Origin of the sequence: Halobacteriovorax vibrionivorans, from assembly GCF_003346865.1 — a bacterium.
Classification (GTDB): domain Bacteria; phylum Bdellovibrionota; class Bacteriovoracia; order Bacteriovoracales; family Bacteriovoracaceae; genus Halobacteriovorax_A; species Halobacteriovorax_A vibrionivorans.
The window spans coordinates 458,043-483,114 of the sequence record NZ_QDKL01000003.1 but is presented as its reverse complement, the minus strand read 5'-3'; the positions used below and the strand labels follow the sequence as shown (position 1 = coordinate 483,114).

General features: G+C 36.2%; 14 protein-coding genes. 9 read left to right on the top strand and 5 right to left on the bottom strand.

Features of this window, described 5'->3' with window-relative positions:
• Positions 1-21: 21 nt before the first annotated feature.
• Complete coding sequence (locus DAY19_RS13015) at positions 22-759, bottom strand: glutathione peroxidase (RefSeq protein WP_115363143.1); 738 nt, start codon at positions 757-759, stop codon at positions 22-24.
• A gap of 330 nt (positions 760-1,089) precedes the next feature.
• Here DAY19_RS13015 and DAY19_RS13010 point away from each other — a divergent pair, with 330 nt between their 5' ends.
• Together DAY19_RS13010 and DAY19_RS13005 are read left to right on the top strand one after the other, a co-directional pair.
• Positions 1,090-3,189 carry a hypothetical protein gene (locus tag DAY19_RS13010; protein WP_115363141.1) on the top strand — a complete coding sequence of 700 codons (2,100 nt, stop codon included), beginning with the start codon at positions 1,090-1,092 and terminating at the stop codon, positions 3,187-3,189.
• A gap of 75 nt (positions 3,190-3,264) precedes the next feature.
• Positions 3,265-4,089 carry an SAM-dependent methyltransferase gene (locus DAY19_RS13005; RefSeq protein ID WP_115363139.1) on the top strand — a complete coding sequence of 275 codons (825 nt, stop codon included), beginning with the start codon at positions 3,265-3,267 and terminating at the stop codon, positions 4,087-4,089.
• A gap of 24 nt (positions 4,090-4,113) precedes the next feature.
• Here DAY19_RS13005 and DAY19_RS13000 read toward each other — a convergent pair whose 3' ends face one another.
• Positions 4,114-5,892, bottom strand: a complete 1,779-nt coding sequence (locus DAY19_RS13000; protein ID WP_115363137.1) for a S41 family peptidase — start codon at positions 5,890-5,892, stop codon at positions 4,114-4,116.
• Between the two features lie 341 nt (positions 5,893-6,233).
• Here DAY19_RS13000 and DAY19_RS12995 point away from each other — a divergent pair, with 341 nt between their 5' ends.
• From DAY19_RS12995 to DAY19_RS12985, 3 genes are read left to right on the top strand one after another with little or no spacing between them, the layout of a single operon-like run.
• Positions 6,234-6,905: a hypothetical protein gene (locus DAY19_RS12995; RefSeq protein WP_115363135.1), complete on the top strand. Its 672-nt coding sequence runs from the start codon at positions 6,234-6,236 to the stop codon at positions 6,903-6,905.
• Between the two features lie 39 nt (positions 6,906-6,944).
• Positions 6,945-8,030 (top strand): GNAT family N-acetyltransferase, encoded by a 1,086-nt coding sequence (locus tag DAY19_RS12990; protein ID WP_115363133.1) that lies wholly within the window; start codon positions 6,945-6,947, stop codon positions 8,028-8,030.
• Positions 8,027-9,052 carry a hypothetical protein gene (locus tag DAY19_RS12985; RefSeq protein WP_115363131.1) on the top strand — a complete coding sequence of 342 codons (1,026 nt, stop codon included), beginning with the start codon at positions 8,027-8,029 and terminating at the stop codon, positions 9,050-9,052. Before DAY19_RS12990 ends, DAY19_RS12985 begins: the two co-directional genes overlap by 4 nt.
• Here the strand turns inward: DAY19_RS12985 and DAY19_RS12980 are convergent.
• A complete protein-coding gene (locus DAY19_RS12980) occupies positions 9,039-14,000 on the bottom strand; it encodes a hypothetical protein (RefSeq protein WP_115363129.1) in 4,962 nt (1,653 codons plus the stop codon). The genes DAY19_RS12985 and DAY19_RS12980 overlap by 14 nt on opposite strands.
• Before the next feature lie 378 nt (positions 14,001-14,378).
• On the opposite strand from DAY19_RS12980, the gene DAY19_RS12975 reads away from it, so the two are divergent.
• The 3 genes from DAY19_RS12975 to DAY19_RS12965 are packed head-to-tail and all read left to right on the top strand — an operon-like array spanning position 14,379 to position 21,212.
• Complete coding sequence (locus DAY19_RS12975; RefSeq protein WP_115363127.1) at positions 14,379-19,700, top strand: hypothetical protein; 5,322 nt, start codon at positions 14,379-14,381, stop codon at positions 19,698-19,700.
• A 29-nt stretch (positions 19,701-19,729) separates the two neighbouring features.
• Positions 19,730-20,707: a hypothetical protein gene (locus DAY19_RS12970; protein WP_115363125.1), complete on the top strand. Its 978-nt coding sequence runs from the start codon at positions 19,730-19,732 to the stop codon at positions 20,705-20,707.
• A 40-nt stretch (positions 20,708-20,747) separates the two neighbouring features.
• On the top strand, positions 20,748-21,212 hold the full coding sequence (locus DAY19_RS12965) for a cyclic nucleotide-binding domain-containing protein (protein ID WP_115363123.1): 465 nt from the start codon (positions 20,748-20,750) through the stop codon (positions 21,210-21,212).
• A 134-nt stretch (positions 21,213-21,346) separates the two neighbouring features.
• Here DAY19_RS12965 and DAY19_RS12960 read toward each other — a convergent pair whose 3' ends face one another.
• A complete protein-coding gene (locus DAY19_RS12960; protein WP_158536904.1) occupies positions 21,347-22,573 on the bottom strand; it encodes a CinA family nicotinamide mononucleotide deamidase-related protein in 1,227 nt (408 codons plus the stop codon).
• A gap of 106 nt (positions 22,574-22,679) precedes the next feature.
• Here DAY19_RS12960 and DAY19_RS12955 point away from each other — a divergent pair, with 106 nt between their 5' ends.
• Complete coding sequence (locus DAY19_RS12955; protein ID WP_115363119.1) at positions 22,680-24,227, top strand: NAD(P)/FAD-dependent oxidoreductase; 1,548 nt, start codon at positions 22,680-22,682, stop codon at positions 24,225-24,227.
• A gap of 9 nt (positions 24,228-24,236) precedes the next feature.
• Here the strand turns inward: DAY19_RS12955 and DAY19_RS12950 are convergent, their stop codons facing one another.
• Positions 24,237-25,067 (bottom strand): S1 family peptidase, encoded by an 831-nt coding sequence (locus DAY19_RS12950; protein ID WP_115363118.1) that lies wholly within the window; start codon positions 25,065-25,067, stop codon positions 24,237-24,239.
• Positions 25,068-25,072: the final 5 nt, after the last annotated feature.

Here is a 25,072-nt window from a genome sequence, read left to right as displayed (position 1 = left end):
CTTAATGCTGGCCTTATTTTTTTACTTTGAAGCGTATAATTCTTCTAATTTATCGCGTCCACCAATCAACTCCCCGTTGATAAAAATCTGAGGAACTTTTGTTTGGCCTGTGATAGCGAATAAGGCCTGATTTGAAGTATCCTTACCAAGGATTATTTCATTATACTTATGGCCTTTTTCTGTTAAAAGCTCTTTTGCACGATGACAGTGAGGACAACCTGGTCTTGTAAATAGAGCAATGGCCTCAGGTGCTTTAGCTTTCGGGTTTAAGTATTTTAACATTGTATCAGCGTCAGATACTTCAAATGGGTCACCTGGTTTATCAGGTTCAATAAATGATTTTTCTACCACACCGTCATTTACCACCATTGAGTAACGCCAAGTACGTGACCCAAAACCAATATCTGATTTATCAACAAGTAGTCCGATACCTTTTGAGAACTCACCATTACCATCAGGTAGGACGTGAATATCTTCTGCGTTTTGATCTTGTATCCAAGCATCCATTACAAAAGCATCGTTTACTGAGAGAACATAGATCTCATCAACACCTTCTTTTTTGATTGCATTGGCCAGTTCATTATAACGAGGTAGGTGTGTTGATGAACATGTTGGCGTATATGCACCAGGTAGTGAGAATACGACAACTCTCTTTCCCTTAAACACATCATCATAACTTAAATCTACCAGGCCACCATCTCTATAAACTTTAAATGATGTCTTAGGTACTTGTTTTCCATCAATACTTTCAAATGCCATGTTTTTTCTCCTAGTTATTTACTCGTTTATTGATTATTAAAACTTCTTAACGTTCAACGAATTTTATCGTTATATTCATTATCGAACGCTTTATAGTATAAATCCAGTAAATTAATATTAAGTCGCATTAGATAATATCTATCACTATTTAGTCGTAAATATATGAAATTAAGCCAGTGTTAATAATGGATAAGAAAAATCTTGCTTCGCGTCGATAAATGAACGAACATCCCTTTTAGGCTAAGAATCTGTATTGCACGTTAGTTTCCGTTTCTTTTCCTACCAAAAGTCCATTGTGGATAGTCCGCAGGGGAAATAGGGGGATGAACCGTGAACACTAAAGGTAATGCAGAGAAGAACTTGAAAACTCTACTTCTCATTTTAACATTCACAACTTTTACTAATCTAAATCTTGCTTTCGCACAGACAGGGCAGGAATCTGTTCAATTTTCTAATTTCAGTGTTGATAAGTATAAGTTAGAAAGTGAGTTTTCCGATACAGATCTGGCCGACATATCGCCAATTTATAAAACGATTTATGATAATTACGAAGCAAATTACCAGTCCATTGGTGATCGACTTAGTAATGAATCAAATGGTTTCTTTGGTGGTGTCAATCTTGTGGGGTGGAGACACGCTGGAAATTTTCATGGTTTTAAAGTTATGTTTAATCGCTCAGCTGCACCTTCTCTTTTTGATGAGGATCAGTATCTTGTAAATGATGAAATGGTGATTGAAATTTCTGCCCGTAATTTCCTAAGCGCTCTTCAAGAAAAGGGGATCATTGATATAGCCCCTGGGGTTTTGAAGTCTTATAGTAATTTATCTCTTAAAAGAACAATTCGCTACAATCACTTTGCTGCAAATGCAACGGATGCACTTCAGACAAACTTTGATCGTTTATTCTTTATGTATCGTTATTTGAATCCAGAAAATTTTGATAAATTAAGTGATTACGATTTTATCAAAAAAGAAGATGCCCTTACTTTTGCAGCTGGAGCGGCAGCAACTGCTTCCTATCAAGGTATTGGTGTTGCAGCTGGTGCACTTGCTAGCTATGAAAGAAAGTCCTCTGTTGAAATACAAAGACTTGGCCCGGCAGATAATGCAAAAGAAAATGAGTTAATACGTCTTACAGCAGAAGATTCTAAGTTAATTTCAGCTGGAGCAAATATCACGCTTATGGCGGACTTTTTAAATATTGTTAAGCTTACATTATTTCGCTATGACTTTAGTTATAGTTTTGAAAAATCATATAAGGCCTATATGTCTATTTATGTTCAGGACTTACATGATAGAGAGAAGTTATCTGAGTTAAAAAATGTAACTCGTTTTGGAAAATTTAATTATTCAAAATTAGCAGATAATATAACTAGCTATGAAAACCGTAAGAAAGAATTAAAAAAGAGTAAGTACTTGGCCTTTATTATAGGTGGGGTCAAAGACTCTCAAACAGAATCGACAGAGGTCGTAAAAGATGGAAAGGTTTATAAGTTCTTTTCTCATCGTTATGAACGTCTATCGTATACACAAAACTTTTTTACTAAATTACTTAATATCGTTCTTGGTCAATTAGTTGGCTATGATCAATTAATCTCAAATGATCGAGTTGATTCTAAGGTCGTTGATATCAATTATGAATCAGATGAGGAGCTTATTAAGTCTCGTCGTGATTTTGATATCTTTAGCTCTAATGTCTATACCATGACCCTTGATCAGCAAAGCAAGGTAAATAAGGACTATAAGTGGAGTAAGAATAAAACCGAAAAAAAGATGAGAGGTCTCATTAGAGATCGCACTCAAAGTTATGGTAACTTTGCCTCTGTCTTTGAAAACTATACAGTTAAGGCACCTGCTGAGTTTTCATCTACTATGACAATTGATAATTCTAATATGGCAAACTTCTTAAATCGTAATTCATCTGAAGTTTACGATATCTTTAAAGAAGCTTGTGGTGGAAAATCAAAGAACTTTTTTAGACGCCTAAGGTCTTTTTTCAGTGCTTGTCGTCACAAGCTTTATCGTTCATATGGGACATTCTTAAAAGAGTGGTCCGTTGGAAAGTATACTTCTGAAATAAAGAGAAAGTGCGAAAGAAAGTATCGCTGGAAGTATTTCTTTAGGCCTTCAAAGCGCAGAAGAATGGTCGCAGCATGTATGGAAATTGGTTCAAAGCAGCTCTATGCAAAGTATAAGCATGAACTACCACTGTGGCGTTTTAAAGATATTGCTTACAATATTAATAATCACGTTGAAAAAGATTATCTCATTCGTCGACTATTTGGTTCTTATTCAAATAAAGGAAGTTTTAGTGCTAATTTAAATGGTTCAATACCTTATAAGAATTATTATTCTGAAGGAGAGAATAAGGAGAATATCTTTACTCAATTTCAGATTGAACAAAATCTTCGTTCACCTGCATCATTATAATTTCAATATACTTGTGTATACGCCCATAAATAATTTATGGGCGCATGTGCATATAAATCATGTTAGGATGGGCCTATGAACGATTTTTACTTATTTTTCTATCATGAAAAGCTAAAGGATCTTCTACTTGAAGAAATTAAGTTAAAGCATCCTAAGCTTAGATTAAGTTTCTCTAATAAAGAATTCATCAGTATGAAAGGCCCTTCTTCATATGAAGAACAACTAACATCAAATCCCTTAATCTTTGCACGCAGACAAGCAGTCTTTAATGAGAAGAGTCAGGAAAAACCATCTGCTGGAAAGTTTGTCGCAGTCTCAGAGAATCAATTCTGGTCTTATCGTACAATTTCTACTTCGGTCGATACATTTGATATTGAAGAGGTTGAATTAGCGCAGGAAGTTCCTGCTCGTGCTTATCATAAGATTAACCAAGCATTTACACTATTTAATATAGAGCTATCATCAGATGATCAGGTTATTGAAGTAGGGAGTGCTCCTGGTGGAATTTCATACTATGTATTAGAAAGAGGTGCTAAGCTCGTCTCAATTGATCCTGCTAAGATGGATCCAATTATTAGTGAAAAGTTTGGTGATAATTTTGAACATATTAAAAAGAGTGTATTTGATATCACTCGTGCTCAATTGCCAAAACATTGTGATTGGTTGATTTCAGATCTAAATCTAAATGGTGACTTAAATACAAATCAATCTCGACGCATTATGGACTTTTATAAAGATATTAAAGGTGGCTTTCTTACGATTAAAACACCAGTCTTAAGTGATTTAGAAAAGATTGATTTGTGGGTAAAGAACTTCTCGGATAAATATGATGTGACAGTTTTTCATTTACCATCTCATCGCAGAGAGATCGGCTTTATGATAAGGCCGCTTAATAAGTAAGATCTATTAAGCGGCCGAGATCAATTATTGATTTAATACTTCAATTGCTTTTGAAATCCATCCTGACATGTAGTTTTTAGAATCTTCTAATGTCTCTACATATTCAATATCTGCCTTAACAGGTACATTTTCTGAATTTAGTTCATAGGCTGAGTCTAAACCTAGGTCTTGTTTGTAGCTAACTTCAGATTGTCCGTAACCAAATAGCATATTAGGAATCTGAGTAGAGAATACATGAAAGCGGTCTTTAAACTGTGTATTGTATTCATCATTTGAGCGATAACCTGCCCCTGTTCCATTAGCATGTGTACCTATTAACTTAGCTCGTTTTGATCCTTTAAGAAGAATACTTGTGATATCACACGCTGAAATACAATTTGGAGAGATAAGAGCTACGATTTTTCCATTGTAACCACCAACTTCTTCATCTGCTTTAATATCTTCATTTTGTACAGCTCTAGAGTATGGACGTTCGTTATATGCTGCTTCAAAGAATGCATCTGATTGTCTTTCCCAATCCATTCCATTGATATCTTTAAATAACTCTCTTACCCCATAGTATTCTATTAATTGGCGCATATAGCGTGTTGTTGCTGTTGCCCAAGTTGCATTTGGATAAGTCTCATTCTCTTGAGTTAGCATTGAAAGTAGTTGTGCAGGGTAACCACCGTTACCACCACCATTATTTCTTATGTCTAGAATTAGGTCTAGGCCTTGATCTTTAAAATATTTAATGTTTTGTCTTAAAGCATCAAGGAAGCTTTTGCTTTGGCCATTGTTATAAACAGTCGATACCGAAAATGAATTTACAGCAAGGTAAGCATAGGCTTTAGTGTTTTTAAGTATTAAAGCTGAGTGAACAATTGGACTTCCTCCACCATTTGCAGATGTCCAGTTCTCTAGTTCAATTGCACCTTTTGGTAGTCCTGAATCGAAGCCTTTTACTTTTAGGCTAGTGTTCTTTACAAATTTTCTTTCTTTATCTGAAAAAGTAAATCTTAACTCTTTAAGCTTTAGGAAACCTTTTTGCTCAAGGTAGTATGAAATATCTTTCTTTCTAATAACTGATGTATCACCAGAGAAATAAAGTGGTAGGCGTACTTTATAAATGCTTCCGTTTTTAGCACTCTTAATTTCTGCATCAAAGAAAGGTCTCGATGGAAAGAGGAAGTATCTTTCTAATAGAAAACGTCCTGCTTGTGACTTTGCAAAACCAACACTTGATGCATCCATATATGGCATAAGGTTTTTCATGGCCTCTTTTACTGGTACACCGTCAACGCTTAGTAGCTCATCTCCAAGTTCTACTTGCTCGATAACACCTGAGCGACTTTCTAAAACTGTCTTTTGAATAACTTTCTCATACATTTGTGCAATAACAACTTTATCACTAGCTGGGATGTATTTAGTATTAAAGCCAGATACAATCCAAGGTGCAGGTATATGAGTGTTAAGTCCAAAGTGAGTATCTTGGAAAGTTGCGATGATCTTTTTAGTACGATCGTAGAAATTCATATTGCTTCTTGCTTGTGCAATTGCACCATCGACATCAGCAATTGTTTTTTCTGCTTCGATTGCCTCTTTAAATAACTTATCTCCATCAACACCGATACGCTTTTTCTTAATTTCCCAAAGAGCGTATTCTGCTTTTGTTTGCTTATAAAGATCAGTTAAGATTTCTACACGGTCTGCCTGATCGATATACCAAAATTCTTTGCCAGAAAAGGCCGTTTTATTGATTGCCTGAATATTAAAAGAAATATTGAGGATGGTTAAGATTAAGACATACTTTATCGTATTCATGGGGCTCCTTTTGTGAATGAGGGAATTTACCAATCCTTGATGTACACGTCATGACTCTTTGCGTAAATATCTGAAAGCATTACAAAAATGACTCTTTTCATATGGTGGCATGTTGACACTAATAATTGTTGTAAACAGATCTTTTTTGACGAATATGGCCAAAACTGTTGTTAGATTTTGAATAAGATTTTCATTGGCCCTTTATAAGCACCTATTTTTATAGGTATTATATGTGCACTCAAGGAAAATGGGGAAATCTTAATATTTGGATGAGATTTTACTTTTGGTTACTGCGCTTTCTAAGATGGTCCCCGGTTACATACTCTATGGAGGAGAGAGATATGATTAAGCAATTAGCTGTACTACCTGGTGTTATTGTAGGAACAGGACGCCGCGTAAAGCGTATCTACCGTTCGGAGCTTAGAAATATTACTGAGGTTGATGAACTAAAAGAATTTCAAAGATTGGCCTACCAAAGAATTGGAGTTAAGTTTCCAATCGACTTTCTTGCTAGAAATAAAACATTCGCACTTTTTAATCGTCACGGCGTTATGTGTGGTGGTTTTACTTTTGCACTAGGAAGTGACTCACGTGTTGTTAAAAGTCTTCCAGATGAGGCCTTAGCAAAACTTAAAAAAGATGTACCTGACTTTGAAAATGATCTCTTCGAGGCAACTGCTCTTTGGATGTCTCGATATCAACGTTGTCGTATGCTTGGAATTTACTTCTGGCTTATGATGTATCTTGAAGCTACTAAGATGAGAAGAAACTTCTATATCTATGCATATTCAAGTTCTAAACCAAAATTAGGTGAAATTTATAATACTATTAGACCTTTTAGACTTTATAAAGGATATACTAAGTTACTTCCAGGGATGACTGAACCAGATGATGAAGTTATCGAGTATGGAACAATGATGAATGTCCACTTTTCATTTGGTCGTATTGTTACTTTCTTATTAAAGAGATTAGTTAGAGCAAGATCAGTAAGAAAAGTTAAATCTTACACTTAGACTTTTTTTAGTCAGATTTAAGTCCTTAAGGAGGCGTCTATGTTGACCTTAGAAGAGGTCATGGAACCATATAGTCATATCAGACTCGCTACAAAATCCGATAATGACGCCATCTTAAACTTCTACAAAGATATACATATGCAAACAGGGACAGAGTCCCTGTCTTTTGATCGTGGTGATAACTTCTTTGAATTTTATGAAAGAAAAGGAAATCACTACTGGAGCTTCGTCTTTTTAAATGATGATGAAACAATTTGTGGAGTAGGGACTATTATTAGGCAAATTCGCCATGTTGATGGAGAGTTTCGACCAGTTGCTTATTTTTGTGACTTACGAGTTTCTCCCGTTGGAGGCAGAAGAGCTAAAGTTCAATGGAGAAAATTGTTCAAAGATATCATTGAGGCCCTGCCAAATTTAAGTGAAGAGTTAAGATGTGAAATGTCTTATACTGCAATTTTATCTGATAATGAGCGTGCCATTAAATCCTTGACGAAAAATGGCCGAGGTTTCAATTACCGTCATATTGATAATTACCATGTTTACTCCGTTGTCTGTCCTCCAGTTTTTAATCCAGCAAGAGGGCGAGTTCAAAAAATAAATTTTAAGAAATTTAATGATTTCTATCGTAGTGAAAACTCTAATCTTGAACTTAGAGAGCAGATCACTGATGAGAAGGACAATAAATACTTTGGTGTATTTGATGGAGCAAAGCTTTGTGCAGTTTTTATGATTACAGACAAGTCATTAGGACGTCGTTATAAATTATATAATATGCAAGCACCTAAGAGGCTATTAACAAAGCTTGTTCAATTAATGGGAAGGCCAGGGGTTAGTAACGGTATCTTACAAACTCTTGAAGTTCTTTATTTATCATTTGAAAGATCATTGAGTAATGAAGCAAAAAAAGAAATGATAATGAGTATTCTAAAATATTTCAGTCTTAATAAGACGATGAATGATTTTCATATTTGCAATTTATATACAGGTCAGGAAAAGTTTAATTTCTCGTACTTTATTGATGGGATAATCGTTGAATCGACAGGGCATATGTTTGAAATTCACGGTGATACAACAGGTCCTCTTTGGCCAGTGAGAAAATTTCGATTTGAAGGAAGTGTTCTGTGATCTTTTCTATTTGGCCATTTAGTATTTTAAAAAACCGTTACCTCTCTAGAGATTGGGTAGGTGTTTGGTATGAGATTCTAAAAGAAAGAGGAGAGAATGATCAATGTGTTATTGGTAGGGCCAAATATATTGATGGTGATATTCATGAGCCTCAGTATTTTGAATACTCACACTCCTTAATGGATGGTAGTGCTTCAATCCCTTTTTATCTTACTAAGCTTGGGGCAAAAAGAGGTCCAATCTTTTCTAATTACAAAAAAGAGATTAGTTTCTTTGATCATATTAAACTTGCTTTTAGAGCAAAGGATATCTCACCAGCACACAAACCTGATTGGAAAATTCAAAGTCAAAAACGACCTAAGAATAATTATGAGTTTGCGCTAAAGGCCTTAAGTGTAGATGAAACAAAAAAGTTTAACGATTACTTGAAAGAGAATAAACTTTCGCAAAATATCGTCATCTTAGAATTATTAAATCGTTTTGTATTTGAGCTGATAAAAGAAGAAAGTCAAAATGAATCATATTCTTGGTTACTTCCAATTAATATTCGAGGCATCGTCAATAAAATTAATCCTTATGAGAATCATACATCATTTGTCCAGATGCGCTTAAATGCAAACTCTACATATGAAAGTATTAGAAAAGTTTTTAGTGCAAAAGTTAAGACTTTAAATCATATAGGACTTTGGTGGGTACATCACATAGGTGTGCTCTTTGGTCGAGGCTATATGGCAAAATTATCTCGTAACTCAGCAGGTAAGAATTTTTGGCTTGGTACATTTTCAAATGTTGGTTCATGGGATGTGAGAGATGAAACTTATGATAGTTTAGGGGAGCAAGAGGTGTGGTTTGCAACGACTCCTGGCTCAAGAAATTTTCCCATTGGATTAGTGGCCATGGAGTTTAATGCTAAACTTTCTCTTACTTTAAAAGTACATCCTTTCATAAGCGAAAATCATGTTGATACTGCAAAACGTATCTTAGATAAAATCACCACTGAAATAAGATCTAATTACAGTTAAGAACTTGCACTGGTGGTGTAGCGCTTTGAAGTGCGTTCGCTGTTGCTTGTGGAATACAATAAACATTAGAGTTCCACTTCATTCCTTCAAGGAAGTAGTCAACGCGTCCTAATTCATTATCATTATCATAGTTTTGCATGAATCTTTTTACATTACCTGCACCAAGTTGATCAGCGTCCTCAAGAGTCTCTTCAGGAAGTCCGTATTGTCCGTGAACAAGTCCAAAAGCAACAAAACCTTCTGCACACATTTCTCTTTCACATGCAATTACCGCTAGTTTCTCTCGGTCTGTCATCATACCTGTTGTTGCTTCAAACTCTGTGTCTGGTAATGTTTGTAGCTCACTTGAAACATAGCGATTTGTATAGGCCGTTACATTAGTATAATTCTTTAGCTGACATTTATTATTTTGTGGGTTGATGTATCCCGTACAACACATATTAGCATCATCTCCTGCTGCCATTTGAGTTCCTGCTGGCATACAACATGCAAACTCATCGGCCTCAAATACTGTCTTAAAGTCTTGTCCGGCCTGTGTTGTTGTATCAACATCTCTTGTCGCGTTAGTTAGTCCATTTAGAGTATAGAAGTCATCAGTATATTCATCTTGATTAGCATCAGGAGCAGCTCCATTTGAATATTCTGGAGTCGCAGCTGCTGATCTATATATTGGTTTTCTACACATTGGGTAGGAAGCTGATGTATCATGAACAGATTCAATATGATCCTTTATGACAACATTAGGAATACCTGTTAGTTCATAATAACTAAGCCATTTCGTTATATCTAAAGCGATAGGCTCTGGGATATCGAGTAGAGAACATAGATTACCGTTTAGAGCATTATTCCCATCACATGTGGCCTTGTCTTGCTCAGCATAATTATAACATTTGAAATCAGATAGGGTTTGTTGACCATGGGCCTGCATCTTATTAGGGCCCCATTCATGGCCGCCACCATTTTCATCTTTATTAAAACTTCTGACCCAGTTTTCAGAACAACACATCTTCTTACCATATGTTGTTAGTAATTTGTATTGTCTATCAACAGATGGTGTTGTTGGGTCTGAGATATCAACTGTGAGATCATTTCTTTGGATTTCCATTGTATTAAGAGAGTCTGTATTTCTCTCGTACTCTGTTAGAACATTTCCTGAGAAGCGTGTTGCTTCCTTGGCCCCGATTTCTGCTGCAGGAACTCTTTCAAGATCAACAGTGTCTGTTGCTGTAATAGATGAATCTGTAGAGATAGGTGAGCCAGTCGTTTCTAGAGTCGGAAGTTTAAATGTATTTCCAATTTCTGAACAACAGCGATTATTTCTAATATCGTAGTCACTGTCTGTTACTCTGGCCGGTTGAGAACACACAAGTTCTGTTTGCCAGAATGATAATTCATATTGGCTTGTTAGAGTTAAAATATCTTCTAGTGCAACACCTTTAGTGTTGTCGGCCACAAATTTAGAAGCTGAGCAGTCTAGGTCTGTGAAACAAGTTGAACCTGGCGCTCTTAAGCAAGCGTTGACAGGTAGAGATAGACTTTCGATTATACTTGTATCACTTTCATTTAGATCTGTTAGAAGCTCTTCGTTTGTTAGACCATCAAATACTTCTAAGAAGTATGTACTTAAGTTTTGAGAACGTGATAGTAATTGAAGTTCTGTCGTCTTAGTTGTTACATCTTGAAGAGGATCAAATGCTACATAATTTCCATTAGTATCAAAAGTAGGGCAGCTTAAGAACATATTCTCATTAGTATTATTTTGCATATCTGATACTGTATTACCCATATTTCCAATAAAGTCAGGCATGAATTCAGATGGTTCATCCATAGATGTTACGACATCTTCTAAGTTTGCATCACGGCCTGGTAGACAGAGTCCTTTTACATCATTAAGGATAAGGTTTCTTCTTGCTTGGTAGTTTGGTTCTTCATCACCTCTATATTTAAAAGGTCTTCCAAGGCTTGGTGCCACTAAACCTACAGTTGAAACCATTTCAGTATCATTGTCAGCTTGACCATTTTGAAGAGCTAGAGAAGTTGCTTTTCTAGAGATACGATTATTAAAGTATTTGTTGTCTGCTCCTTCCAGAGGTTGACAGTGATTATTAAAAGAGCAACCGTGAAGTTTCTTTGTCCCTACAGCAGTATATGAAATAGATGATGAATTTGTTTCATTATACTCTGGTCGACAAGCAGCACCGCGACCTCTATATACACATCGTTTCACATTACCTGAAAAAGTACCATTTAAAGATAGTAGGCGATCTATATCTAACTCTTGTGGAATCTCATTAGCATTGATATCAAAGTTTGGATATGGAGAAGATACTGTTGAGATATTCTCACATACATAATCCCAACCAAGAGATGAAACACATTCATTATCTGTGTTACAAGTATGAACTTGCTGACAAGTGGCACCATCGGTTTCAAAGTCAGTTGTTGGAATACTAATACTTCCATTAATAGTAGAGTCTTGAACAGTTACTGAATAACTATTTTCAACTGTTTGATCTGAAAATTTAGCATTTATTGCAAGAAATAATTTATTCGTTGTGGCCTTGATACGTCTCTTCGTACCTACAGCAAACCATTTTACTCCATCAAATGAACCAATGACTGATCCATAATTGAAACCATACCAATCGCGATCATAACCATTGGCGACCATGAAGTGTTGTGTACGCATACGATTTAATCTCTGCTCTTGCACATCTTCAAAAGTCTGATGGGCCCATCCAATCATTGTTGCTGGAACAAAACAGGCGCGTCCAAAGAGAAAATCATCAGAGCGGTATTTACTTGTCTCACTTCTTGAAGAAGTGGAAAGGTCTGGCTGGTAACCAGCAGGACCATTTTCAAATTCATTAGGGAACATTTTTACAGAAGAAGCGTAGTAGTCATTTCCACAAGATGAACAGCTAGAGTAGTTACCACCTGATACAAAAATATCATACGTTGTACCTTCTTTAACTTGAATCTCTTTAGCTGGTTTTGCTGAACTACTTGTTAAGTCAAAACTTCCGTATATTTCATTAAATCCAACATATCCATCAATATTATTTGGTTTCGCCTTGTCTCCACTAATATAAGCAAAAGCAGATCCTTCTTGAGCAAGTGTAGGGTCGGCGATGACATCTGAAAGAGTTAAGTCTTTCTTTGCTACACCGTTTGAGTCAAAGTATCTTTGAGGTGCAGTCTTAGCAGAAAGATAAAAGTTTTGTTGTAGCGGAGGATCATCTTGTGTTGGTTTTAAATAACACTGATAATCTACAACTGTATCACTCGTGTTTCTAACCTCTTCAAGAGCACATTCTCTTAGTGCACACTTACAATATGATGCGATCTCTGCTTGTGCCTTTTCTTTTGCATCAAGTATTGTTGTGTGATTAGTTAAATCAACATAAAAGATGATCTTTACAGTTTGTGAGTCTTGTACAATATGTGAGCTATTAAAGACAACTTCATTGATTGCACCAACTTCTAAGTTCCAAGATGTATTTTGTGTACGAGTTACATCATCAACTTGTACAACTAATTTATTTCCTAGATTTGCATAGTATGGAATTTGAAAGCGTTGTGTACCAGGGTAGTGGTCTGTGATAAGGCCTTCATTTTGTCCTTGTTTATACACTTTATAACATTGTGCCTGGAAGTTATTGATTCTCTTACATGAAACATCAGTATAAGCGTCTATTTCTAGATTTTTATATTTATTATCTTCATCATATGCTGTGGTAATTGTAAGCTTTGTTGTGTCAGTTAAGTTGTCATTTTCACCTGAGATTGATACTTCTCCAGGTCTAACTGATGAGCCATCTTTATAGATAACTGCATTTTGATATCTTACTTCGTGTACAGAATTTAAAAATGGTTTAGTTCCTTTATAAATATAGTCAAAGTTTGTATCATCGATATTCGTTTCGTAATTTGAAACGAGATCTGTACGCGCACCTTCATAAATAGTTGTACAAATACCTCTTTCTCCATCGATTGGAGTTGTACACTGATATAATTGTTTTAAACGATTAAAGCGAATAGCTGCTTCTTCATCTGGAGTATATTGATCTTCGTTATCTGTAGGTGGAGTGCTTCCTACTGTACAGATATTGTAATAATTTGGATAATTGTAAATAGCAGATGGATTGAGTTCAATTTCATTAAGAATTGAATTTGGTACTGTTTCTGTTTTTTGTGAAAGATCTTGAACACATTGATTACTTAAACAGCAAAAATCACTTCCGTATGTTGCACATGCACTATCGCTACTGCAGAGGTTATTGCTCCCACCACTATTGTCGCCATTGTATGTAAAATAAACTTTAAAGGCCAAGTTGTTTCCAAGATTCGTTGATAGGTCTTTTCCCATTGAGGTGGCAAACTTAAGTGGCCCGGAAGTAACTGAAACATTTGATAAACTTGAAGAAAGGTCTGAAACTTTGTATGTCACTTTAGACCAGTCAAGACCGTTTGCTGTAAAATAAGTTTGTAAGTTACCGCAATAGCTCTGTGATAAACCGGCATCATCCTTACGATAAGTGAAACGTATAAAGTATTCACGTGATGAGTCTTCTACATTTATAGTGTATTGTGGAAAACCAACCACAAGAAGAGGTGTTCCCGAATTAATAGAAGGAAAATTAACAACTGCACAATAAGTATCTGCTAGGTTTTCTTTAACGTAATTGTGTACACCTTCACCTTTAAGTGTAATCTGATCATCAAAGTAATTATCAATTTCAAAGACTGAAGAGTAAGTGCTGCCACCATATTGAATATATGTTGCCGACGACTCAAAGTCAGGTTCGTTGATGTTGCCACCAACGTCTTCACTATCTGTACTAGAAGTTAGACGATTATTGGCCGCTTCAGGTACACACGATGACGCCATCACTAGCACTAGTGTACTTACCAGTATGAATTTTAACTTATCCGTGTATTTCTTCATTTACTATCCCAAGTAATTATCGTCTCAATCACGTAACTACTTAAGATTAATATAAAGTAAGGTTAAAAAATGCCGTAGTAATTTTCAACTTTTATGAGCTTTCAGCTAGTTGCACCTGAAATCTGTGGACTTAAACTTGAGGGATTAGCTCAGATAGTGGGCATTCATATCTTTTTATTTAAATGAACTCAATGTGACTATTTTAATTGTCAAAATATCACCATATTTTAAAAAGCTGTTTTTGGCACCTAATATGCTCAGTAGAACTTTATCTATCTGATTTTATTGATCATTACTAAATATATAGCTCTGTATGCCATGAGTATCTTTTATAAGTCACAGAAATCGCTATTCTAGGTGCTATTCGAGGGTAGGATTATGAAAAAAGAAGAAAGAAAAGACGACGGATCAATCTGGAGTTCTTATTCAGATATGTTTACGACAGTTGCTGTCGTTTTCCTAGTTATGTTCGTTTTTGCCATGATCAAGGTCGGGGTAAAGTCACTCCAGCAAGCTCAACAGAAAAAAAAGCATGAAGAGCAGATGCAGGGGATGGTTTCAAAAGAGCAGAAAATCAAAGAAATGAAGGCCAAGAATAAGATTGAGCAATCAATCAATGAGGTCACTGACTATAAGAACGTCATTAATCAAAAGATGGTAGAGCTTTCTAAATTTGTTGAGAAGTTAGAGCAAAACAAGAAAGTTATGCAGGATATGGTTAAGGATCAAATCAAAAAAGAATCAATTGTTGAAAAAGTTGGAAAGCAACTTGATAAAGAGAAGTATAAATCATCTAAAATTTCTCGTGAAAACACAAAATTAAAGAAAGAAATTAATGAGAAGTCAGAAGAACTTAAAAAGCGTCTTGAAGAAATTCGCAAAAATAAAGACGATTTAAAGTCAAAAGAATCTCAATTAGACAAGCTATCAAAGATGATGGAGCGTCAGAAGAAAGAAGAAAAAGAGCTTGAAAAGAAGATAAAGAAAATCGTTCAAGAAATGAAACAAAAGTCTAAAGAGAACGAAAAGCTTTCTAAGAATCTTGAAAAAACAAAAGAAGAAGTAAAGAAGAAGGCAGAAGAAGAAGCAAGAATTAAGCAACTTTTGGAATTTAAAGAAAAGTCTCTCGTTAATCTTGAAAAGAAGATTGAAGAACGCGACTCTATGCTCGCAAAGGCAAAAGATAAGGAAAATATTCTTTTCTCTAAAGTCGGTGAATTAGATAAGAAAAAGAAAGAAGTTGAGGAAGAAAAGAAGAAAATTGAAGAGATGCTTGCTTCAGCTAAGAAAGTTAAGTCTCAGCAAGAAAAGAAGTTAAAAGAGCTTACAACACAAGTATCTAAGCAAACACAGAATATTAAACAAATTGAAAATGTTAAAACAAAGTTAGAAACAAAACTTAAGCAAGAGCAGCAAAAAGTACAAGAACAAGTTGCAGAAAATAAGCTTGTGAATAATGAAATCGTAAAGGTTCGTTCAAAATTAGCGAATACTCTTCAAAAATTATCAGAAGATACTAAAAAAATTCAAGAACTTCAGCAAGTAAAGCGTAAGAATGAAGAAATTATTGCTAAAGCTAATCGTGAAATACAAGGTCGAATTATTGCTCAAGAGAAGCTAGAGCAAAAGATTGTTGAACAAAAGAAGGCCCAAGAGCAGGAAGTTCAAAAGTTAAATCAAGATCATACTTTCAAAGTTGAGAGCCTTAATAAGAAGTATGCCAATATTATTTCAACTAAAGAACATGAGATTAAAACTCTAAATGCCCAACACCAGAATAAAGTTGCTGATCTTACTAAACAATTTGAAAAGAAAGAGCAAACTCAAAAAGCAGGCTTTGAAAAGAAGGTTGCAGATTTAAATAAGAAGTATCAAGCAGAACTTGATACGAAGGCCAAACAACTTGCCGGACAGAAGAAAGAGTCTCAAGAAACTATTGCTCGTTTAAACTCTGACCATCAAAAGAAAGTTGCTGATTTAACGAAAACTTATCAAAAGCAGCAGCAAGATACGAAAATGGGCTATGAGACGCAAATAGCAAATCTTAATAAGAAGTATCAGTCTGAACTTGATACTAAAGAGAAGCAATTAGCAGGACAAAAGAAAGAGTCTCAAGAGACAATTGCTCGTCTTAATTCTGATCACGCTAAAAAAGTCGATGATCTAACGAAGTCTTACGAGAAAAAGCAGCAAGATACAAAGATGGGATATGAATCTCAAATAGCAAATCTTAATAAAAAATATCAAAGTGAGCTTACATCTAAGCAACAACAACTTGATGGTCAAATTAAAAAGTCAAAAGAAACAATCGCAAAACTAAATGCAGATCATGCAAAGAAAGTTGACTCTATTACAAAGTCATATGAGAAAAAGCAACAAGATACAAAAATGGGTTATGAAACTCAAATTGCAAATCTCAATAAGAAATATCAATCAGAACTTGATACTAAAGATAAGATGCTTGCTGGTCAAAAGAAGAAGTCTGATGAAACAATTGCTAAGCTAAATGCTGATCACGCAAAGAAAGTGAATGATTTAACTAAGTCATATGAGAAAAAGCAACAAGATACAAAAATGGGTTATGAAACTCAAATTGCTAACTTAAATAAGAAATTTCAGTCTGAATTAGAGACTAAAGATAAGCAATTAGCAGGAACAATTAAAAAATCTCAAGAAGCAATTGCAAAACTTAATTCTGATCATGCTAAGAAGATCAATGATTTAGAAAAAATGCACCAAAGAACAGAAGCAAAGACGAAAGCTGGTTATGAAAGTCGTATTGCTGATTTAAATAAGAAGTATCAGTCTGAGTTAGATACAAAAGAAGCACAACTTGCTGGTCAAATTAAAAAATCAAAAGAGACAATTGCCAAGCTTAACTCTGATCATGCTAAGAAAATTACTGATCTTGAGAAAATGCACAAGAAATCTGAAGCAAAACAAAAAGCAGGTTATGAGTCTAAGATTGCTGATCTTAATAAGAAGTATCAGTCAGAACTTGATACAAAAGAAAAGCAACTTGCAGGTGTTAAGAAGGATGCAAAGTCTCAAATTGCAAAACTAAATGCTGATCATAAACGTGAGCTTACTGACTTAACTAAGCAATTTGAAAAGAGTAAGGCCGACCAAAAAATGGCCTATGATAACCAAATCAAGGATCTTAAAGGAAAACACGCTCAGGCGATGGACTCTCTTACAGCTCAAAAAGATTCTCAAATTAAAAAGCTTAATGCGGATGTAGCCGCTCGTGATGGAAAGATTGCAGGTTTAAATGATGATGTAAAAGGTCTTAAATCAAATCTTGCACGCTCTCAACAAAATAACCAGGGTTTAAAAGGTGATATTAAAAACCTTCAATCAAAGCTAGCTCAAGGAGACGCGAAGAATAAAGGTCTTGCTGGAGAAGTTGATCGTTTAAAGGCGATGGTTGGAAAACTTGAAGGTGATAAGAAGTCTTTAATGGCACAAAATGGTGGACTTAAAGATGCTCTAGGGCAGGCCAAAGGTAAACTTAAGGGAATGGCCGAAGAAAACGGTGGCCTAAAGAAGGCCCTTGGTCAGGCCCAAGGAAAGCTTGCAGGTATGCAAGAAGAAAATGGTGGTCTTAAGAAAGCTCTAGGTGAAGCTAAAGGCAAGATGAAAGGAATGGGCGAAGAGATCGGAGGCCTAAAAAAAGCTCTTGGTCAGGCCAAAGGAAAACTTGCTGGTATGTCTGAAGAAAATGGCGGACTCAAGAAAGCTCTAGGTGAAGCTAAAGGCAAGATGAAAGGAATGGGCGAAGAAATCGGTGGTCTAAAAAAGGCACTTGGTCAGGCAAAAGGCAAGATGGCCGGTATGGGTAAAGAGATCGGTGGACTTAAAGAGGCCCTTGGTCAAGCTAAAGGTAAAATGGCCGGTATGGGTAAAGAGATCGGTGGACTTAAAGACGCTCTTGGTAAAGCAAAAGGTGAGCTTGCCGGACTTGGAAAAGAGAACGGTGGGCTTAAAGAAGCTCTAGGTCAGGCAAAAGGTAAGCTTGCTGGTATGGGTAAAGAAATAGGTGGTCTAAAAGAGGCCCTTGGTCAGGCAAAAGGCAAGATGGCCGGTATGGGTAAAGAGATCGGTGGACTTAAAGAGGCCCTTGGTCAGGCAAAAGGCAAGATGGCCGGTATGGGTAAAGAGATCGGTGGACTTAAAGATGCTCTTGGTAAAGCTAAAGGTAAGCTTGCTGGTCTTGGAAAAGAGAATGGTGGTCTAAAAGATGCTCTTGGAAAAGCTCGCGGTAAGATGGCCGGTATGGGTAAAGAGATCGGTGGGCTTAAAGATGCTCTTGGAAAAGCTAAAGGCAAGATAGCCGGTATGGGTAAAGAGATCGGTGGACTTAAAGATGCTCTTGGAAAAGCAAAAGGTGAACTGGCCGGTCTTGGTAAAGAAAATGGTGGCCTAAAAGAAGCACTTGGAAAAGCAAAAGGTAAACTTGCAGGTATGGGAAAAGAGATCGGTGGACTTAAAGAGGCCCTTGGAAAAGCTAAAGGTGAGCTAGCTGGTCTTGGAAAAGAGAACGGTGGTCTTAAGAAAGCTCTTGGTGAAGCACAAGGAAAACTTGCAGGTCTTGGAAAAGAAAATAAAGGACTTAAAGATCAACTTGGTAAGGCCAAGGGTGATCTAGGTAAGGCAAAAGAGAAGATTGCAACTCTTAATAAAGATAATAACAATCTAAAAGGTAAGGTTGCGGGTCTTGGTAAAGAAGTTAATGATCTTCAAAATGCACTTGCTAATAAGAATGATGAAAATGGTAACTTAGGTCGTAAAATCGCCTCTCTTGGTAATGATCTTAATAACTGTCAGGCAGGTAATGCTGACTTAAGCAAGAAAGTTACAGAACTTGGAAATGGGCTAGATGGAACAACTAAGAAGCTTAATTCTTGTTTAACTGAAATTAACGATAAGAAAGACTTAATGAAGCAAGTTAAGAAGATTGCTAAAAAGGTTGATGATCAAAAGCGTAACCTACGTGCCAATATCGCAAAGAATCTTGCTAATAAGTTTAGAGAAAACGATATTGATGCAGCAGTTGACCCAGTTACAGGTAACGTAACTCTACTTATGAATAAGAACTTATTATTTGAGACAGGTTCGTCAAAACTTAGTCGCCATGCAAAGACTAAGCTTAAAGGATTAATCCCTCTATATTCTGAAGTTCTATTTGAAGATGATACTGTTAGAGAACAAATTGATAGCTTCAACGTTGAAGGGCACGCTTCACCACTATTTGCTGGTAAAGCAGTTGATCCAATGATGGCCGAAGCATACTCATATAACTTTAACTTAAACCTTTCGTCACGAAGAGCTCTTGCTATCTCTAACTATATCTATAGTGATGGCATGAACTATCCATATAAGTTTTATATGAGAAATGTGACGAAGTCGATTGGTTACGGGTTCTCAAGACCTGTTCCAATCAAGAAGGTAATTGAGCGCCAGCGCGAATCAATCGCAGCAGAGCTTATCGAGCCTAAAGGATTTATCCTTGAAGACCGTGCTCCTGCAAGTGTGATCGCTGTACCACTTCAAAATGAAGATATGAAGTGTGGTATTTACAGCTGTTCTGAATCACAACGTGTTGAGCTTAGCTTTACGCTTAAGGATGATCCAAAAGCGATGGAGCGTTTAATGAAATTAGATCCAATAGTGAAAAAGGATAACTTTACAACCAAATAGTCGAGGATTTGGTAAACAAAGAGGTACGTATGATTGAGTTAGTATTAGGATTTTTCGGTAATTATCTTATCGAATTTATGATGGGGCTACTATGTTGTGCTCTTGTCTTCCGCTACTTGGCCTATCGCCACAGTAAAGATGATGATGCTTATTATTCACGTTTTACAAGAGAATTAGATGCTTGTATCGATGATGATAAGCAAAAGAATATTCCTATTGATGATATCGATTCTTATATGTCTAATTTACTTGGACGTGTAAATGCTGCATTACCTGATAACGCTCTTCGTTTCAGTAATAATGCTAATATTCAAAATCGTCACTATGACGGTAAAGAGGCTATGCAACAAAGGGAAATTGATAAAGAGGCGCAAAGTTCTGATGGAACAAGTATTTCTCTAAATCAATACATTGGTTCTAAGCACGGTCTTATTGCATCCATTCATGGGGAGAGTTCGGTTTTTAAATCAACTGTTCCACCAAATTATACAGAACTTACTGATCGTATTATGAGTGATGATAGAAATTGGACGAAGCTCTATGGGCATATTCCAATTGATGGTGCTTCTCGTATGATCGATATTCTTCCAAACTTATTCATTGTATTTGGGGTTTTTGGTACCTTCATTGGTATTGCCATGGCACTTCCTGAGATTGCGGCCATTGACTTCAATAATATTGAAAAGTCGTCAGATAATCTTACAAACTTCGTTATTAACGTTGCCTTCTCCATGAAGACATCGATTGCGGGGATTTTCTTCTCTTTAATCTTAACTTTCCTAAACACTCTTTTCCCATTACCGGAGAAGCGTTTTAAGATCTTTAAGAAAGTTGAAACAAGTATGCAAAACCTTTGGTATCACCTGCAAAGAGGTAATGCTAAAGAGCAAATTGCAATGGAAGGTGTTTTAAAAGTTCTTCAAAGTATTGAAAGGTACTTAAAAGAAGATGCACCTTTAAAAGAGCAGCAACACGCAAAACGTGATGATAAGAAAGATGCTGCTTAATTAAAACTTGTAATACTAATTTTAATAAAGAGAGGAAGATATGAGTGTATTATCAATCGTTAAAGGTTGTCCGCTATTTTTCGACCTTTACGACAACGAAATTATGACTATATGTGAGCGCTGTAAGGTTCTAACTTTAAAGCCTGGTGACTATGTATTTAAGCATGGCGATGTGGGTGAAGAGCTTTTTTTGATTCTTAACGGTTCTGCTAAGGTCTTTAATGTAAATGATAAAGAGATTGCTAAATGTAAAAAAGGAGACCTCTTTGGTGAGATGGTTCTTCTAAAAGAAAATGTCCGCTATGGGACAGTTCAATCAGATAATTATACAGATGTTCTCGTTATGAAGTACTCAGACATATTCGGCCTGTACAAAACCAATCCTCGAATATTTTCACTCTTGATACTCAATCTATCAAGGTTACTGGCCGGACGTTTACAAGGCGCAGGTAAACGGATCTCTAACCTTATCACGGAAATGGAAGAATCTAAAAAAGCTGCCTAAGTTGAAGTACAGATGGGGGGAGGGGCCTGGTCACGAATCTGGCCCCTCTTATTTTTTAAGGCGTCATTTTCCAGGATGGAAAAATGATGCCGCGAAACGCATGGCCACACAGGAAGTGTGGCCAGGTGAAGCAGCTACGAACTTCTAATCTCATTCAATAAATCGATTAATCCTTGCTGACAGAACTTATTCTTCAACCTTTTTCGGTCACCGCGAAACTCATATCTGCTTGCACTTACTCCATTCTTTGTTGCAACACCTATGCATACGGTTCCAACAGGCTTACCTGGAGTAGCTCCGCCTGGACCAGCAATACCGGTATAAGAGATGACAATGTCTGCGCCAAGGGATTTTCTTGCGCCATTGGCCATCTCACTAGCTGTTTCAATACTTACAGCTCCATTTTCTTTTAAGGTTTCTTCTTTAACGTGAATAATACTCTCTTTGATGGAATTAGCGTAACTAACTACTGAGCCTAGAAAAACCGCTGATGATCCTGACACATCTGTTATTGTTGAACTTGCAAGACCTCCTGTACAGCTTTCTGCAAATCCAATTGTTAAGCCTTTTGCACTGGCTTCATGAACAATAACTTCCTCGATATTACGAGGCCCATAAGTCCATATATTATCTTTTAAGGGAGTTTCTTCTAATATTACTTTTAATCTTTGACGACTTTCATCGTTTTGATGCTCTGGCCTTAGGTCTACAGTAATATCCACACCAGAGATAATTGGAAGAGAGCTGACCTTTCCAAACTCCTCTAATGTCTCCCACAAGTTGGGGCAAAGTTTAAAGAAGATGGTTTCTTCAGGAATACTGTGAGTTCTACATATGAATAATTCATGACCACTTTGAGCACGATCTTTTAACATTGGAACGATTGTCTCTCGAACCATTGCCTGGCATTCTCTTGGAACTCCTGGGGTGCAAAAAACTTCACACTTATCAATTTTAGCGTGAATTCCTGGTGCCATTCCCGCAGGATTGTATAAAGGTAAAGATCCTTCTGGCATCATATGATAGTGACTATTTTCTTTTGACCACTCTCTACCAAAGTTGGCATATTGCTTTATTGCATATTCTCTAGCAAGTTCATTTTCTACTAAAGAGACACCTAAAGCATTAGCAATAATTGACTTCGTAAGATCATCTTTAGTAGGGCCAAGGCCACCAGTGATGATTAAAATATCATTTTCTTTAGATTGTTTTTGTATCTCATCTGTTACTTGATCGAACTTGTCGCCTAAGACGGTGCATTTTTTAAAGCTAAATCCTAAAGGTGCGATCTCTTTTGCTAGTATCTGCAAGTTAAGATCGTTGATTTTAGCGTTTAATAGTTCATCTCCAATAATTATCATGGAGACTCTAAGGGAAATTTTAACCATGTTAATCCTTTAACTTTACCAAGATAGGTTATAATATACGCTGATATTTTATCATATAAATTTACAAGAAAGAGATTGAATGAGTAAAATTACAAATTTTAAATTAGACTTTGATCAAGACTTAGAATTCTACTTAAATAAGAACTTTCCAGGTTTTGAGGATTATCGTATTCATAATAAGGCACTTGATGCACGTGGTGCTAACCGTGGAAAAAAGCCAATCTATAATTATAAGATAGAAGTTATTTACCCTGGTGAGAAATTTAGTGCTTATCAAGAGCAATTCAATTTTCTAGGTGAGTTCAAAGAAAAGCCTATTATTGTAGGAGCAGGGCCTGCTGGATTATTCTGTGCTCTAAGACTTGCTGAATATGGAATAAAGTCAATTGTCATTGAAAGAGGAGATCGTGCCCATAATCGTATGAAGCATATTGCTCGTTTTTGGCGATATAATGAATTTGATAAGGATAATAATGTTTGCTTTGGTGAGGGGGGCGCGGGCCTATTTTCAGATGGTAAACTTATTACTCGTATTAAATCTCCATATGTTCAATATGTAATGAATAAATTTGTTGATTTTGGTGCTCCTCCTGAAACGGCCTATGTTTCAAATCCACATCTTGGATCAAATAAAATTAGAGGACTAATAAAAAAGATAACAGATCACCTTAAAGAAAAAGGTTGTGAGATCTATTATAACGTGAAGGTTGATGAGGTTCTTTTTGATGAATCTCAAGTTCGTGGTGTAAAGCTTAGTGATGGTAGATTATTAGAAAGTAACAATATTGTTCTAGCAACAGGCCATTCAGCTAAAGAGATGTATCGTCATTTAAAAGAAAAAGAAGTTAAGATGGTACCAAAGGACTTTGCTGTTGGTGTTAGAGTTGAGCATCGTCGTGAGTTAATTGATTTTCTTCAATATGGACGCTTTGTTCACGAAAACCTAGGTGCTGCTCGCTATAAGCTTACATATCACAATAAAGATAATGACAAAGGTACGTATTCTTTTTGTATGTGTCCTGGAGGATATGTTCTTTCATCTGGAACAGATGAAGATGGTATTGTGGTTAATGGAATGAGTAACTTCGCTCGTAATTCACCATGGTCAAATTCGGCCCTTGTTGTTTCTGTTCAAGCTGGTAAAGACTTCTCAACTGATGATGTCTTAAATGGCCATTACTTTCAACGTGATATTGAGAAAAAGGCATATGAAGCTTCTATGGAGCATGCTGAAGGTAAGCAGGTCCCAACCCAAAGACTTAAGGACTTCTTAGAAGGTAAGGTTTCAAAAGATCTTCCTAAGACTTCTTGTCCATCTGGAATCTTTTCTCATTCATTAAACTCAGTTCTACCTGACTTTATTGCAACGGGCTTAAGGGAAGGACTTGAAAGCTTTGATAAGAAAATGCCAGGTTTTATAAATAATGATGCTATTCTAATGGCCCCTGAAACAAGAACCTCTGCTCCTGTAACGATAAAGAGAAGCCGAGCAACTTTTGAGTCAGAATCTCACAAAGGCCTATATCCATGTGGTGAAGGTGCTGGTTATGCAGGTGGGATTACATCTGCTGCTGTCGATGGTGTGAAAGTCGCCATGGCCATGATTCGTAAAGAAAAGAATGTTTAGGTGATGAAGTTATTTTAATTTAATTTTTCTAAGATCAATCGACATTGAAGCATTGGTGTAGAATTCCATATAATCCGTACCGAGATTGTCTTGAATCTCTTTTGATGTGAGAGGATTACTGCGCTTTTGATCGGCAACAGCAAAGAAGAGTCCAATTATATCACCAGTCTCTAAATTCATTACAGCACTTCCAGAGTCTCCTGATTGAGCATCACAGGCCGTGAAGAAAACATCTCTGACTTTATCTTTATTGAAAGTTATATCGATATTTCCATTTAAATAAAGGCAATCGCGATCCATTGATATTTTAGCATCATATCTTCTTCGGTTTGCTTTTCCCGCGCCAAAGCCTACACTCACAAGTCTGTCTCCGATTACCGGATCAGAAAAATCAGTACGAACCTCACTTATTTGAGATAAGAAGTTTAATCTCTCTTCTTTATTTACTTTAAAGTAAATATAATCACTTCCTGACTTGATTGTACCTTCTTGAATAACTCCATCACATGAAGCGTAGCGCTTATTGAAATCAGAATTAATAAGAAGAAGTTTTGAGTCGCGACATTCTCTGTTGCCAGATATGACGTGGTAATTTGTTAGGAAAATATAGTGGTCAGCATTCTCTTTATAAAAGAATGCTGTTCCAACTTTTCTTTGTTTTGTATTTACGACTTTTACAGTTCTTAAGATTAGCTCTTTTATAAACTTGTCTTGCTTTATAAAGAAGCTTTTATTTATACGTGGCCTATTCCATTGGTCACCACCTATATACCTCTTTGCATTAGTTGATAATGCGAAAGTAAGAAGAGTCAATAGTAAGCTTAACCTAATCAGTGCCATTGCTT

Bases quoted from the DNA above. Each gene is read 5' to 3' on its own strand.
- DAY19_RS13015 (WP_115363143.1), bottom strand. From the start codon at position 759: ATGGCATTTGAAAGTATTGATGGAAAACAAGTACCTAAGACATCATTT.
- DAY19_RS13005 (WP_115363139.1), top strand. From the start codon at position 3,265: ATGAACGATTTTTACTTATTTTTCTATCATGAAAAGCTAAAGGATCTT.
- DAY19_RS13000 (WP_115363137.1), bottom strand. From the start codon at position 5,892: ATGAATACGATAAAGTATGTCTTAATCTTAACCATCCTCAATATTTCT.
- DAY19_RS12995 (WP_115363135.1), top strand. From the start codon at position 6,234: ATGATTAAGCAATTAGCTGTACTACCTGGTGTTATTGTAGGAACAGGA.
- DAY19_RS12990 (WP_115363133.1), top strand. From the start codon at position 6,945: ATGTTGACCTTAGAAGAGGTCATGGAACCATATAGTCATATCAGACTC.
- DAY19_RS12980 (WP_115363129.1), bottom strand. From the start codon at position 14,000: ATGAAGAAATACACGGATAAGTTAAAATTCATACTGGTAAGTACACTA.
- DAY19_RS12975 (WP_115363127.1), top strand. From the start codon at position 14,379: ATGAAAAAAGAAGAAAGAAAAGACGACGGATCAATCTGGAGTTCTTAT.
- DAY19_RS12970 (WP_115363125.1), top strand. From the start codon at position 19,730: ATGATTGAGTTAGTATTAGGATTTTTCGGTAATTATCTTATCGAATTT.
- DAY19_RS12965 (WP_115363123.1), top strand. From the start codon at position 20,748: ATGAGTGTATTATCAATCGTTAAAGGTTGTCCGCTATTTTTCGACCTT.
- DAY19_RS12960 (WP_158536904.1), bottom strand. From the start codon at position 22,573: ATGATAATTATTGGAGATGAACTATTAAACGCTAAAATCAACGATCTT.
- DAY19_RS12955 (WP_115363119.1), top strand. From the start codon at position 22,680: ATGAGTAAAATTACAAATTTTAAATTAGACTTTGATCAAGACTTAGAA.
- DAY19_RS12950 (WP_115363118.1), bottom strand. From the start codon at position 25,067: ATGGCACTGATTAGGTTAAGCTTACTATTGACTCTTCTTACTTTCGCA.